General features: G+C 68.4%; 14 protein-coding genes and 2 pseudogenes. 11 read left to right on the top strand and 5 right to left on the bottom strand.

The window, feature by feature from the left end:
* Positions 1-52 precede the first annotated feature (52 nt).
* From KXV01_RS14365 to KXV01_RS14340, 6 genes and pseudogenes are all read left to right on the top strand, one after another.
* Complete coding sequence (locus KXV01_RS14365; protein ID WP_014039019.1) at positions 53-841, top strand: ATP-binding cassette domain-containing protein; 789 nt, start codon at positions 53-55, stop codon at positions 839-841.
* Positions 841-1,590, top strand: a complete 750-nt coding sequence (locus KXV01_RS14360) for an MlaE family lipid ABC transporter permease subunit (protein ID WP_005414955.1) — start codon at positions 841-843, stop codon at positions 1,588-1,590. Before KXV01_RS14365 ends, KXV01_RS14360 begins: the two co-directional genes overlap by 1 nt.
* A gap of 59 nt (positions 1,591-1,649) precedes the next feature.
* A pseudogene (gene mlaD, locus KXV01_RS14355) lies at positions 1,650-2,114 on the top strand (outer membrane lipid asymmetry maintenance protein MlaD); the annotation flags it as partial.
* A gap of 56 nt (positions 2,115-2,170) precedes the next feature.
* Positions 2,171-2,833, top strand: coding sequence for an ABC transporter substrate-binding protein (locus KXV01_RS14350; RefSeq protein ID WP_049417178.1), 663 nt, complete (start codon positions 2,171-2,173; stop codon positions 2,831-2,833).
* On the top strand, positions 2,823-3,134 hold the full coding sequence (locus KXV01_RS14345) for an STAS domain-containing protein (RefSeq protein WP_049417176.1): 312 nt from the start codon (positions 2,823-2,825) through the stop codon (positions 3,132-3,134). The genes KXV01_RS14350 and KXV01_RS14345 overlap by 11 nt, the downstream gene beginning before the upstream one ends.
* A gap of 1 nt (position 3,135) precedes the next feature.
* Positions 3,136-4,149, top strand: coding sequence for a VacJ family lipoprotein (locus KXV01_RS14340; protein ID WP_099486009.1), 1,014 nt, complete (start codon positions 3,136-3,138; stop codon positions 4,147-4,149).
* Between the two features lie 85 nt (positions 4,150-4,234).
* Here the strand turns inward: KXV01_RS14340 and KXV01_RS14335 are convergent, their stop codons facing one another.
* The 3 genes from KXV01_RS14335 to rmuC form a co-directional block, all read right to left on the bottom strand.
* Positions 4,235-4,780 carry a glutathione peroxidase gene (locus KXV01_RS14335; RefSeq protein WP_049417173.1) on the bottom strand — a complete coding sequence of 182 codons (546 nt, stop codon included), beginning with the start codon at positions 4,778-4,780 and terminating at the stop codon, positions 4,235-4,237.
* Between the two features lie 136 nt (positions 4,781-4,916).
* Complete coding sequence (locus KXV01_RS14330) at positions 4,917-5,312, bottom strand: hypothetical protein (RefSeq protein ID WP_099486007.1); 396 nt, start codon at positions 5,310-5,312, stop codon at positions 4,917-4,919.
* Between the two features lie 71 nt (positions 5,313-5,383).
* Positions 5,384-6,940, bottom strand: a complete 1,557-nt coding sequence (rmuC, locus tag KXV01_RS14325; protein WP_099494987.1) for a DNA recombination protein RmuC — start codon at positions 6,938-6,940, stop codon at positions 5,384-5,386.
* A 45-nt stretch (positions 6,941-6,985) separates the two neighbouring features.
* Here rmuC and KXV01_RS14320 point away from each other — a divergent pair, with 45 nt between their 5' ends.
* The gene (locus KXV01_RS14320) at positions 6,986-7,591 is read left to right on the top strand and encodes a glutathione S-transferase N-terminal domain-containing protein (protein WP_049439125.1); all 606 of its coding nucleotides are present in this window, start codon (positions 6,986-6,988) and stop codon (positions 7,589-7,591) included.
* Between the two features lie 161 nt (positions 7,592-7,752).
* Here KXV01_RS14320 and KXV01_RS14315 read toward each other — a convergent pair whose 3' ends face one another.
* Positions 7,753-8,760, bottom strand: coding sequence for a zinc-binding alcohol dehydrogenase family protein (locus tag KXV01_RS14315; protein ID WP_049417166.1), 1,008 nt, complete (start codon positions 8,758-8,760; stop codon positions 7,753-7,755).
* A 91-nt stretch (positions 8,761-8,851) separates the two neighbouring features.
* On the opposite strand from KXV01_RS14315, the gene KXV01_RS14310 reads away from it, so the two are divergent.
* Together KXV01_RS14310 and leuE are read left to right on the top strand one after the other, a co-directional pair.
* On the top strand, positions 8,852-9,823 hold the full coding sequence (locus KXV01_RS14310) for a LysR family transcriptional regulator (RefSeq protein WP_049439127.1): 972 nt from the start codon (positions 8,852-8,854) through the stop codon (positions 9,821-9,823).
* 14 nt (positions 9,824-9,837) lie between these two features.
* Positions 9,838-10,467, top strand: a complete 630-nt coding sequence (leuE, locus tag KXV01_RS14305; RefSeq protein WP_049417162.1) for a leucine efflux protein LeuE — start codon at positions 9,838-9,840, stop codon at positions 10,465-10,467.
* A gap of 30 nt (positions 10,468-10,497) precedes the next feature.
* Here the strand turns inward: leuE and KXV01_RS14300 are convergent, their stop codons facing one another.
* The gene (locus KXV01_RS14300) at positions 10,498-11,415 is read right to left on the bottom strand and encodes a LysR family transcriptional regulator (protein WP_111096987.1); all 918 of its coding nucleotides are present in this window, start codon (positions 11,413-11,415) and stop codon (positions 10,498-10,500) included.
* A gap of 110 nt (positions 11,416-11,525) precedes the next feature.
* On the opposite strand from KXV01_RS14300, the pseudogene KXV01_RS14295 reads away from it, so the two are divergent.
* Together KXV01_RS14295 and KXV01_RS14290 are read left to right on the top strand one after the other, a co-directional pair.
* Positions 11,526-12,604 (top strand): annotated as a pseudogene (locus KXV01_RS14295) (aldo/keto reductase).
* Between the two features lie 57 nt (positions 12,605-12,661).
* Positions 12,662-13,078 carry a hypothetical protein gene (locus tag KXV01_RS14290; protein WP_049439130.1) on the top strand — a complete coding sequence of 139 codons (417 nt, stop codon included), beginning with the start codon at positions 12,662-12,664 and terminating at the stop codon, positions 13,076-13,078.
* Positions 13,079-13,099: the final 21 nt, after the last annotated feature.

Genomic DNA, 13,099 nt, shown 5'->3' with positions numbered 1-13,099 from the left:
GTTCAGCCGATGGGCCCGATCCTTCGATGTCTAAAAAACGTTAATGGTGCCCATGTCGGCTTCCACCTCCAGTCTGGTGCAGTTATCCAACGTCCGCATCGACCGGAGCGGGCGCACGATCCTGCGTGACGTGTCGCTGCAGGTGCCCAAGGGCAGCATCACTGCCGTGCTGGGCCCGTCCGGCAGTGGCAAGTCGACTCTGCTGGCGGCACTGACCGGCGAACTGCGTCCGGTCGCCGGCGAGGTCACCCTGTTCGGCAAGCCGATTCCGCATGACAGCGGCGCGCTGCTGGAAATGCGCAAGAGCGTGGGTGTGCTGCTGCAGGGCAACGGCCTGCTGACCGATCTGACCGTCGCCGAAAACGTCGCGCTGCCGCTGCGCACGCATACCCGCCTGCCGACCGCCGTGCTGCGCCGCCTGGTGGAAATGAAGCTGCACGCCGTGGGTCTGCTGGCCGCTGCCGATGCCTGGCCGCGCGAACTGTCCGGCGGCATGGCGCGCCGCGTGGCGCTGGCCCGCGCGCTGGCACTGGATCCGCCACTGATGATCTACGACGAGCCGCTGACCGGGTTGGACCCGATCGCCTCCGGCGTGATCATGAGCCTGATCCAGCGCCTCAACCACAGCCTGGGGCTGACCAGCATCATCGTCAGCCACCACGTGCACGAGACCCTGCCGATCTGCGACCAGGTGATCGCCATCGCCAATGGCGGCATCGTGTTCCAGGGCACGCCCGAGGCGCTGCAGTCCAGCCAGGACCCGCTGCTGCGGCAGTTCCTGCACGGCCAGCCCGATGGCCCCATTCCGTTCGATGCCGCGCCGCGCGCGAGGGTCGCCTGATGCCGTTCGTCCAAGCCACCCGCTCGCTGGGTCGCGCCGGCCTGTTCTCGCTGACCGTGCTGCGTGGTTCGCTGCCGACCCGTGATTTCCTGGCCGAGCTGACCCGCGAGATCTACAAGATCGGCGCACGCTCGCTGCCGATCATCGCCGTCGGTGGTGCCTTCGTCGGCCTGGTGCTGACCCTGCAGGGCTACCGCACGCTGACCACCTTCGGTGCGGCCGACGCGCTGTCGACCCTGCTCGGCCTGTCGCTGTACCGGGAACTGGCGCCGGTGCTGACCGCGCTGCTGTTCATCGGCCGCGCCGGCAGCTCGATCGCCGCCGAACTGGGCCTGATGCGCGCCACCGATCAGATCAAGGCACTGGAGCTGATGGCGATCGACCCGGTGGCCAAAGCCGTCGCGCCGCGCTTCTGGGCGGCGGTGCTGACCGTGCCGCTGCTGACCGGCATCTTCTGCTCGCTGGCGATCAGCGCCAGCTACTTCGAAGCGGTGCACGTGCTGGGCCTGGACAATGGCGTGTTCTGGTCGGCACTGCGCAACAGCGTCGATTTCTGGGATGACTTCGGCGTGGCGATGCTGAAGTCGGCGATCTTCGGCGGCACCGCAGCGCTGGTCGCCGCCTATGTTGGTTTCCACGCCGAGCCGACCATCGAGGGCACCTCGGTGGCGACCACCCGTGCGGTGGTCAATGCCTCGCTGCTGGTGCTGATGTTCAACTTCGTGCTGTCGGCAATGTTGTTCACCTAACCCCTCCACCGGCGGTGCGCATGCGCGCGCGGCCACCACGACTCGATCAGGTAATCCACATGGCCATCCGCGGTCCCAGACTCGAATTCTCCGTCGGCGCATTCCTGCTGCTGGCCCTGGCCTCGCTGATGGTGCTGGCCGTGGCCTCGACCAACCAGCGCTGGAGCTGGGGCAGCCAGGGCTACGAGCTGAAGGCGCGCTTCTCCCAGGTCGGCCAGCTGCGCAAGCAGGCGCCGGTGAAGATCGGCGGCGTCACCGTCGGCCAGGTCGCCTCCATCGACCTGGATCCGGTGAAGTTCGAATCCATCGTGACCCTGCGCATGGACAGCAAGGTCAAGGACCTGCCGGCGGACACCTCGGCGGGCATCTTCACCAGTGGTTTGCTCGGCGAGAGCTATATCGGTCTGCAGCCGGGCGGTGACCCGGACGTGCTGAAGGCCGGTGACGAGATCGTCTTCACCCAGCCGGCGGTGGACCTGATCCAGCTGGTTGGCAAGTACATGTTCAGTGGCGGCGCCGGTGGCGGCGCCGCTCAGAAGCCCAACGATGGCGCGCAGGCGCCTGCAACGGAACCGCAACCATGAAAATGAAACTGATCCCCGCCCTGCTCGCCTCGGCGCTGCTGATGGCCACCCCGTTCCTTGCCCAGGCCCAGGCGGCCGCCCCCGCCGCTGCCGCAGCGCAGGGCCAGGCCGGCAAGGTGGTGATCGACGCCAGCACGCGCATTCTGACCACGCTGCAGCAGCGCCGCAGCGAGTTCAGCAGCAACCCGGCCAGCCTGCGCAGCTACATCGACAGCGAACTGAACCGCACCTTCGACCGCGACTATGCGGCACGCCTGGTGCTGGGCCCGCACGCACGCGGCGCCTCCGACGCCGACATCAAGCTGTTCGCCGATGCGATGGCCGACAGCCTGATGCAGCGCTATGGTTCGACCCTGCTCAACATCCAGGGCAAGCCGAGCTTCCGCCTGAAGGGTGAAAGCCCGCTGCCGGGCAACCGTGGCGTGCGCGTCAGCACTGAACTGGTGCGCGCCGGCAACGAACCGACCCCGGTCGAGTACTGGATGCGCAACGTGAACGGCCAGTGGAAGATCTTCGACGTCAACATCGAAGGCATTTCCTACGTGCAGACCTTCCGCAACCAGTTCGATACTCCCTTGCGCCAGAAGGGCATCAAGCAGGTGGCCAGCGAGCTGCGCAGCGGCAGCATGCAGGCCGGGCCGGCGGGCAATGGCAAGTAACGCACTGGCGCTGCTGGAAGGCGACACCCTGCGCCTGCGCGGGGTGCTCGACCGTGCCGCGGTGATTGCACTGTGGCCGCAACTGCAGGCCCTGCCAGCCAAGCTGGCGCGGCTGGAGCTGGGTGAGGTCGAGCGCGTGGACAGCGCCGGCCTGGCCCTGCTGGCCGAACTGGCCTCCCGGGCACGCAAGGCGGGCCATGCGCTGGCCATTTCCGGCGCGCCGGCCGGCTTCAACGAGCTGAGCGCAGCCTACCGGCTGTCGCCCGACCTGGACTTCAACGCTACTTCTGCTGCGAGCTGACATGAACGTCGTACGCACTTTCCCCCTGATCCTCCTGGCCACCGCCCTGACCGCCTGTGCCGGCAAGCCCGCGCGCAGCGACGCACCGGTCGCCAGCACCGTGGTCGCGGCCGGCCCTGCTGCCGAAGCGCCGGCCGCAACGGCCGATACCGGCGTGGTCGGTACTGCTCCGGTTGCTTCCGTGGCCAACCCGGCGACGCCTGCCGCTGCGGCGCCGACAGCTGCGCCGCAGGGCGCAGAGGCCAGCCCACCGAAGACCGCAGCATCCTCCGCCGCCAGCGACGATGATTTCGACGCCCTGTATGGTGGCACCGGCAACACCGGCAGTGCGGCGGCCTACGATCCGTGGGAACCGTTCAACCGCAAGGTCCACAAGTTCAACAATGCGGTCGACCGCGGTGTGGCCCGCCCGCTGGCCACCGCCTATACCCATGTGGTGCCGCGCTTCGCGCGTACCGGCGTCAGCAACTTCTTCAGCAACCTGCGTGCGCCGGTGACCATCACCAACCAGCTGCTGCAGGGCCGCGGTGCCGATGCGTGGGACAGCCTCGGCCGCTTCCTGATGAACAGCACGCTGGGCATCGGTGGCCTGTTCGATCCGGCCAGCAAGGCGATGGTGCCGCGTCGCAATGAAGATTTCGGCCAGACCCTGGGTGCCTGGGGCTGGCGTCGTTCGCGCTACGTGGAACTGCCGTTCTTCGGCCCGCGTACCGTGCGCGATGTCTTCGGCCTGGCCGGTGACATCCCGTTGTCGCCGATCCGCCGAATCGAAGAGGACAAGGTCCGCATCGGCCTGCAGGGCCTGCAGCTGGTCGATACCCGCGCGCAGCTGCTGGCGATCGACGATCTGCGCGACACCGCCGTGGACGAGTACTCGCTGGTGCGCGATGCGTGGATGCAGCGCCGCAACTACCAGATCGAGAACGATCTGCGCAGCAAGCGCGACCGCGGCCATGATGATGCCAATTCGCCGATCCCCGTGGATGCGATGCCGATGCCGAACTGGAGCAACTGATCGCTGCAACCCGTGCATGAAAAAACCCCGCCTCGGCGGGGTTTTTCTTTTCCGGCAGGTGCCAACCTGGATTGGCACGCTTTGCTCAGGCCACCAGCGCGGCCTCGATGGCGTCACGCAGGCGCACGTCATCGGCCGCCACGTCCGGGGCAAAGCGTGCAACCACCTTGCCATCGCGGCCGACCAGGAACTTCTCGAAGTTCCACAGCACTGCCGGTGCCGGATGGATCGGGATCTCCTTGCTGGCCAGGCGCTCGCGCAGCGGGCCTTCGCCGATCGACTGCGGCTGCGCGGCAGTCAGCTGCTGGTACAGCGGGTGGGTGTCCTCGCCAGCCACGCTGATCTTGGAGAACATCGGGAAACTGACATCGTAGGTGAGCTGGCAGAACTGCTGGATCTCGGCCTCGCTGCCCGGCTCCTGGCCAAGGAAGTTGTTGGCGGGGAAGCCCAGCACTTCCAGGCCCTGCGCATGCTTTTCCGCATACAGCGCCTGCAGGCCTTCGTACTGCGGGGTCAGGCCGCACTTGGAGGCGACGTTGACCAGCAGCAGCACCTTGCCCTGGTAGTCGGCAAGCGAGGACGGCTGGCCGTCGATGGTGGTGAGGGGAATGTCCTGGATCGGGGTGCTCACGCGAGGCTCCGGCTACGGCGGGAATGGCCCACCAGCATAGCGCCGCGCGATGCCGGTAGTGCCGGCCGCTGGCCGGCAATCGTGCGACCGTTCGCACGGGTTCATGAGGCTGCCGGCCAGCGGCCGGCGCGAGGATTCAATCCACGCAGAGCGTGCCCTGCGCCTTGCCGTCATCAATGCGCTGGCGGCAACCGAAGTTCTGGCGCACGTCGCGCTGGCAGGTACCGGTGACGGCACTGCCGGCGGCCACCTCCCCCGTCGCCAGGCACTGCCCGCTGCAGTCGCTCTTGCGGCTGCAGACCTTGCCGGCGTCGGCATAGGGAATCACGCATTGCTCGCGCTGCAGCCGGCCGAGCCGCTGCAGGGTGCCACCGGCGGCCTGGCAGTCCACGTCTCGTGCTTCGCGGTAGGCCTCGTCCGCTTCGGGGGTGCTGGAGGCGGCCTGCGTGGTCGTGTCCACGGTCGTTGGCGCGCTGCTGCAGGCGGCGAGCAGCGCGGTCAGGACAAGGCTGGTGCAGCGGGGCAGGCGCATGGCGGTACCTGGTCGAAGCGGACAGGCCGCCAGCATACCCATCGGCGATGCAGGCGGCGTGTCAGCGTGGCTCAGGCCTCGTCGCCCTCGCCGTCACTGCCTTCCTCCTCGGCCGCCGCATCACCCTCGGCCAGGTCGCCGAGCAGCGACTGCGCCTGTTCGGACGCCAGCGACTCCACGCCACGCAGGCGGCGTTCGATGGTGCGGGTCTTGCGGCTGGCCTCACCGATGCTGCGGCCAACGGTAGTGATCTGCTTCTCGGCCTTTTCCAGGATGCCGGCGAACTTCCCGAACTCGCTCTTGACCGCACCCAGCAGGCTCCACACTTCGCTGGATCGCTTTTCAATGGCCAGCGTGCGGAAGCCCATCTGCAGGCTGTTGAGCAACGCGGTGACCGTGGTCGGTCCGGCCACCACCACACGGTGCTCGCGCTGCAGCAGGTCGACCAGGCCCGGGCGCCGGATCACCTCGGCATACAGGCCTTCGGTGGGCAGGAACATCACCGCGAAGTCCGTGGTGTGCGGTGGCACGATGTACTTGTCGCAGATCGACTTGGCCTGCACGCGCACCGCGCGCTCCAGCTGGATGCCCTGCAGGCGCACGCCCTCGGCATCGCCCTGTTCCTGTGCGTCCAGCAGGCGCTCGTAATCCTCGCGCGGGAACTTGGAGTCGATCGGCAGCCACACCGGCGTGTCGTCGCTGCTGCGGCCCGGCAGGCGCACGGCGATATCAACCATCTCGCCACTATCCGGGCGCACCCTCACCGCACGCGCGTACTGCTCCTGGGTGAGTGTCTGCTCGAGGATGTTCTCCAGCTGCACTTCACCCCAGCTGCCGCGGTTCTTGACGTTGGTCAGCACGCGCTTGAGGTCGCCCACGCCGGTGGCCAGCTGCTGCATCTCGCCGAGGCCACGCTGCACCTGTTCCAGGCGTTCGGAGACCAGCTTGAAGGAGTTGCCCAGCCGCGTTTCCAGCGTCGACTGCAGCTTCTCGTCCACGGTGTGGCGCATCTGCTCCAGCTTCTGGGCGTTGTCGTTCTGCAGCGCGCGCAGCTGTTCCTCCAGCGTGGCACGCATCTCGGCGATGCGCTGCTCGTTGCGCTGGGTCAGTTCCTGCAGGCGCAGGCCCAGACTGTCGGTCAGGCGCTGCTGCGACTGCGCGCCCTCCTCGCGGCCCTTGCGTGCATCGTCCACCAGGGTCTGGCGCAGCGCCCCGAGCTGGGTATCGGTGCGCGCAGTGAGCTCCTGCAGCTGCTGGCCAAACGCATGGATGCGTGCCTCCTGCTGCTGGCCGAAGGTCTCCAGCTGGCCGCGCAGTTCCTGCAGCCGCTGCCCCATCGACGCTGCGCCGCGCTGCTGGCTGTCGGCCACTTCAGCGCGCGCTTTGCGGGCATCTTCGCTCAGCGCTTCGCGCAGCAGGTCCAGGCGCTGATCGGTGCGGGTGGACAGATCGGTCAGCGCGCGGGCGAAGCCATCGAGCTGTTCACGCAGTTCGCTGCGCCCGGCGCGGGCCTCCTCGCGCACGGCCTGTTCCAGGCGGTCATGCGGCGGACGGCGCAGCAGGGCGACCAGTTGCAGGATGAGCACAGCCAATAGAAGGCCGGCAATGAGCAGGTATTCGGTTTGCATGGGGCAAGTGTAGGCTGGCCGAGTCTCAGCTGCTGCGTCAGGACCATGCCCGCTCTATACGGAAAGCCCACTTCCATCAACGTGCGCAAGGTACTGTGGCTGTGCGCGGGGCTGGATCTGCCCCTGCATCACGAGCCGGCCCCCCCACCTGACCTGCTGGCCACGCTGAACCCCAACCGGCAGGTGCCGGTCCTGCGCGATGGCGACTTCGTGCTGTGGGAATCCAACAGCATCTGCCGCTACCTGGCCGTACGCGCTGGCCGTGATGACCTGCTGCCCGGTACGGCACAGGGCCGCGCCCGGGTCGAGCAGTGGATGGACTGGCAGGCCAGCGACCTCAACAGCGCCTGGCGGCACGTGTTCATGGCGCGCGTGCGGCGGCACCCGGACTACCCCGATGACACCCGTGCCGAGGCCAGCCTGGCGCAGTGGAACCGGCTGATGGCTGTGCTTGATGCACAGCTGGCCGCCACCAACGGCTACGTGGCGGGCAACGCCTTCACCCTCGCTGATGTCGTGCTGGGGCTGTCGGCCCAACGCTGGCGCAGCACGCCGGGCAGTAAACCGGCGCTGCCACACCTCGCAGCATGGTTCGAACGCCTGCGCGAGCAGCCCGGTTTCGCCACCCACGTCGACAACGGCGTGGCGTGAGCCGTGGTTCCCGCAGCTGTTGGTAGGTGTCGACCTTGGTCGACACGGCTGATCCACATCATGCGTGGAAGAAGCGCTGTAGAGCCGGGCCCATGCCCGGCTGAGGCCCCTATGCGAACAGCAGCCGAGCGCGGGCTCGGCTCTACAGAAAGCGCTTCGTGCTACCAGCCTTCCAGCACGATCTTGCCCTTGGCGCGCTGGCTTTCCAGCAGCGCGTGGGCGCGCCGCAGGTTGGCCGCGTCGATGCGCCCGAAGTGCTCGCCCAGGGTGGTGTGCAGCACGCCCGTATCGATCAGCTCGGCCACACGGTTCAACAGGTCGTGCTGGCGCTGCATGTCGGCGGTGCGGTACAGCGGCCGGGTGAACATCGACTCCCAGTGCAGTGACAGTGCCTTGCGCTTGAGCGCCATCACGTCCACCTGGCCAGGATCATCGATCAGCCCCAGTTGGCCCTGCGGTGCCAGCAGTTCCACGATCTGCGCGTAGTACTGGTCGGAGTGGGTCAGGCTGGCGACATGCTGCACCTCGCTGATGCCGAGCCGCGCCAGTCCCTCGGCCAGCGGCAGGCTGTGGTCGATCACGTGGTGTGCCCCCATTGCGTACGCCCAATCCTGGGTATCGGGGCGCGAGGCGGTGCCGATCACGGTCAGCCTGGTCAGCTTCCGCGCCAGCTGCACCAGGATCGAACCGACACCACCGGCAGCACCGATCACCAGCAGGGTCTGGCCTTCGCCACCCCCCTCCGGGATGCGCAGGCGGTCGAACAGCAGCTCCCAGGCGGTGATTGCAGTCAGTGGCAGCGCGGCGGCGGCGGCATCATCGAGGCTGGCAGGCTTGCGCCCGACGCTGCGCTCGTCCACCAGCTGGTACTGCGCATTGCTGCCCGGGCGGTCGATGACGCCGGCGTAGTAGACCGCGTCGCCGGGCTGGAACAGGGTCACCTCGCTGCCCACCGCGTCGACGATGCCGACCGCATCCCAGCCCAGCACGCGCGGGCCATCGGTGGCCACGCCACGGCGGACCTTGGTGTCGACCGGGTTCACCGCCACCGCGCGTACCGCCACGCGCAGGTCACGCGGGCCGGGCTGCGGCAGTTCCAGTTCAATGTCGATCAGGGCCTGGGCATCATCGATCGGCAGGCCGGCTTGGGTGTAGGCAATGGCGCGCATGGCAGCGGTCCAGTGGGGAAGGAGGCGACAGGTTGCGCCGCACGCGGTCCCTCAGAAAGGCGCAGAATCGGGCAGCACTTTCACTCTGGCGATGAAGATGATCCGCTTCGACGATCTGCAGCTGTTCGTCCGCACTGCCGCACTGGGCAGCTTCTCGCAGGCGGCCCGCGAAGCCGACCTGCTGCCGGGGCAGGTCGCTGCGGCGGTGGCGCGGCTGGAACGCGAGCTGGACCTGCGCCTGTTCGTGCGCACCACGCGCAGCCTGCGCCTGACCGGCGAGGGGGCGCTGTACCTGCCGTATGCGCAGGAGGTACTGGCCACCCTGCGCGAGGGCCAGGCGCGCGTGCAGGGCGAAGACGCCGAACTGCACGGCACCCTGCAGCTGTCGGCCCCGTCGGACTTCGGCCGCAACCTGCTGCTGCCCTGGCTGAGCGCCTTTCGCGCCGCGCACCCACGGCTGCGCCTGCACCTGCGCCTGTCCGACGAAGTGGCCGACGTGTTCCGCGACCCGGTCGACGTGGCCATCCGCATCGGCCACTTCGACGACGCCAACTACGTCGCCCTGCCCCTGCTGGAAGGCAATCGGCGCGTACTCGCGGCGTCGCCCGACTATCTGCAGCGGCGCGGCACGCCCACCCGCTTGGACGAGTTGCGTGAGCACGATTGCCTTGTCTACCAGCTCGGTGGCCGCGCCTACGATCGCTGGTCGTTCGAGGTCGACGGGCGCCGCAGCGTGATTCCGGTGCGCGGCCCGCTGGTCTGCGACGACGCCGACGTGGTGCGGCGCTGGGCGGTGGCCGGCGAAGGCATCACCTACAAATCCTGGCTGGACCTGCGCGAGGATGTGCTCGCAGGGCGCCTGCAGCTGCTGCTGGACGGCATCGGCAGCCACATACCGTTGCAGCTGGTCTGCCCGCACCGCAAGCAGTTCTCGCCGGCGGTGCGGCAGCTGCACGCGCAGCTGCGCCAGCACCTGCAACCTCTGCTGTCCGGCATGCCTGAAGGTCCAGCCGGCCCCCTGTCGCCAGTCCCGGCACTGGCCGACAATGGCGGCCCCCCGTAAGAGAGAACACCGCCATGCCGTGGATGGGCATCCAGGACCTGTGGACGTTTCTGGTCGCCGTGCTGGTGTTTCTCGCCCTGCCCGGTCCCGGTACCTTCACCCTGCTGACCGCCACCGGCCGTGGTGGCGTGCGCGGCGGTTACACCGCACTGGCCGGCCTGCTGGTCGGCGACCAGATCCTGATGTGGCTGGCGCTGGCCGGCGTGGCCGCGCTGCTCAAGGCCAACCCGCTGGTGTTCCACGCCGTGCAGTACCTGGGTGCGGCCTACCTGGTGTGGGTCGGCATCGGCCTGCTGCGCACACCGAAGCACGAGGGCGGTGATGCCGGCCCGATCCGCATGCAGCCGGGCCGCTACTTCCAGCAGGCGATCCTGGTCAGCCTGCTCAACCCGAAGGCGATCCTGTTCTACATGGCGTTCCTGCCGTTGTTCATCGATCCCAAGGCACACCAGGGCATCGCCACCTTCGCGGCGCTGGCCGGCATCATCCTGGTGGTCAGCATCGCCTACTGCTCGATGCTGATCGGCGTGGGCAACCTGGCCCGTCGCCGGCTGATCCAGCACCCGCGGATCAGCGACGCGCTGCGCCGCGTGGCCGGCCTGTTCCTGGTCGGGTTCGGCATCCGGTTGGGGCTGAACGGCTGACAGCGCAGGCTCGACGCTACGCCTGCCGGCCTAGGTGGGCCCCGTCCCGCCGTGCAGTCCTGCGCGCAGATGGTCGATGAACACCCGCAGCTTCGGTGCCATGTGCTCGCGCGCGGGGTAATACAGGTGGAAGCCGGGGAACGGCGGTTGCCAGTCCTGCAGCACCGCCTGCAGGCGCCCGGATGCCAGGTCATCGGCCACCAGTGACGCGAACCCCTGCGCCATGCCGAGCCCGGCCAGCACGGCGCCGTGGGCCAGCTCGGCATCGTTGAATACCAGCCTGCCGTTGACCTCGACCTCCAGGTCATGGTCATCGCGGCTGAACTCCCAGGGCATCAGCCGGCCGTTGGCGCGGCGGTGGACGATGATGCATGCATGGCCCTGCAGTTCGTGCGGGCTGGCCGGAATGCCGTGCTGCGCGAAGTAGCCGGGCGTGGCCACCACCACCTGCCGCTCCGGCGGTCCGATCGGCACTGCGATCATGCCGCGCGCCAGTGACTCGCCGAGCCGGATACCCGCGTCGAAGCCTTCGGCCACCAGATCGGTCAACGCCGGCTCCACGCACAGCTCCACGTCCACCTGTGGATAGCGCGCCAGGAACGAAGGCAGTGCCGGCAGCACCCGGCGCTCGGCCACGATGCGTGGAAGGGTGACGCGCAGCTTCCCGGCCGGAACCGCACGCGCGCTGTCGAAGTCCGCGAACGCCGAATCGATCTGCTCCAGTCCGCCCCGTACACGTTCAAGGAAGCGCGCACCGTGTTCGGTCAGGCCGACCCGGCGCGTGGTCCGTTGCAGCAGGCGCACGCCCATCCGCGCCTCCAGCGCGCGCACGCTCTGCGAAAGTGCCGAGGTGGAGATGCCCAGCGCATCTGCAGCGCGGGTGAAGCTGGCATGGTCGGCGACGTGAACGAAGGCGACCACCGCCGACAACGGTGCGGAGGGATCCATTGTGAAGCCACTCTTCATGGTGAGTCCGGTGCCATCCAGTTTATCCACAGGAACGGTCGGCCGATGCTGTGCCTCCCGGCGGCACCGTCGCCTTCCTGTGAGACCCCCGCATGTCGCTGGACCACTACCGCCTGCTCGGCCGCTCCGGCCTTCGCATCAGCCCGATGGCACTGGGCACGATGACCTTCGGCGCCGACTGGGGCTGGGGCGCGGACGAAACCGAGGCTCGCCGCATCTTCGACACCTACGTCGAACGTGGCGGCAACTTCATCGATACCGCCAACAACTACACCAACGGCAGTGCGGAAACCCTGCTTGGCCGGTTCGCCCAGGGCCAGCGCGACCGGCTGGTGATCGCCAGCAAGTACACCCTCGCCACCGTCCCCGGTGACCCCAACAACGCCGGCAACCACCGCAAGAGCATGCTGCGCTCGGTGGAGGACAGTCTGCGGCGGTTGGGGACCGACTACCTCGACCTGCTGTACCTGCACGCCTGGGACGACACCACCGGCGTTGACGAAGTCATGCGGGGCTTCGACGACCTGGTCCGCAGCGGCAAGGTGCTTTACGCCGGCATCTCGGACACGCCGGCCTGGCAGATCGCGCGCATGCAGACCCTGGCCGACCTGCGTGGCTGGTCGCCGCTGGTGGCGCTGCAGATCGAGTACAGCCTGATCCAGCGCAGCGTCGAGCATGAACTGCTGCCGATGGCCGATGCGCTGGGGCTGGGCGTGGTGGCGTGGTGGCGTGGTCGCCATTGGGCAGCGGCGTGCTGACCGGCAAGTACAGCACGGCCGATCTCGCCAGCGCCGAGGCGTTGCCAGCCACACCCGGCGGGTCGCGCCGCAGCGTGGCCCTGATCAATGGTGCGTTGACGCCGCGTTCGCTGCAGATTGCCGGGGACGTCGCAACCATCGCTGCCGATCTTTCGCATTCGCCTGCGCAGGTTGCACTCGCCTGGTTGCTGCAGCGCCCCGGCGCCGGCGCGCTGCCGATCATCGGCGCCCGCACCCTGACGCAGTTCGAGCACAATCTGGACGCGCTGCAGCTGGTGCTGCCGGCCGAGGCCCTTGCCCACCTCGATGCGATCAGTGCGGTGGCACCGTCGTTCCCGCACGATTTCCTGCGGATGCCGTTGCCGCGGATGCTGATGAGCGGCGGCACCCAGCTGCGGCCGCGCGGGCGCTGAGGGCATGGCAGGCAGGGCGGGCTATGCTGGCCCCCCTTCTGCAATGGATGCGCGTGGATGGTCCGCCTGACCGGCTTCGCCCTGACCCTGCTGTTCGCCGGCACCGCCTCTGGCGCCACCGTGCAGGACCATCGCTGCCTGACCGGCGGCCGCAACGACAGCATCCACCTGGAATGGCGCTGGCTGGAAGACGGCGCGGCCGACGTGCGCTACGCCGGCCAGCGCGGGCGCCTGCCCCTGCGCCGGGTCTCGATGGAGACCACGGTGCTGGCAGAGGATCGTCCCTACCAGTTCGACAGCGTGTGGGAAGAGCGCATCGACGGCCGCCTCAACGGCCGCTACCTGTTGAGTACCCAGGGCGCGCTGGTGCTGGACCTGAGCTATGAGCGTGCCCGTGACGGGCGCAGGACCTCTTTTCACGATGACGTCGAGGCCTGGCAGGAAGACGGCTGCCACTGGCCCGCCATGCCCTGACGTCGCCCGGCGCGGGGGTCC

Origin of the sequence: Stenotrophomonas sp. Ps181 (genome assembly GCF_025697425.1) — a bacterium.
Taxonomy (GTDB): domain Bacteria; phylum Pseudomonadota; class Gammaproteobacteria; order Xanthomonadales; family Xanthomonadaceae; genus Stenotrophomonas; species Stenotrophomonas sepilia.
This window is presented reverse-complemented; position numbering and strand designations above follow the sequence as displayed.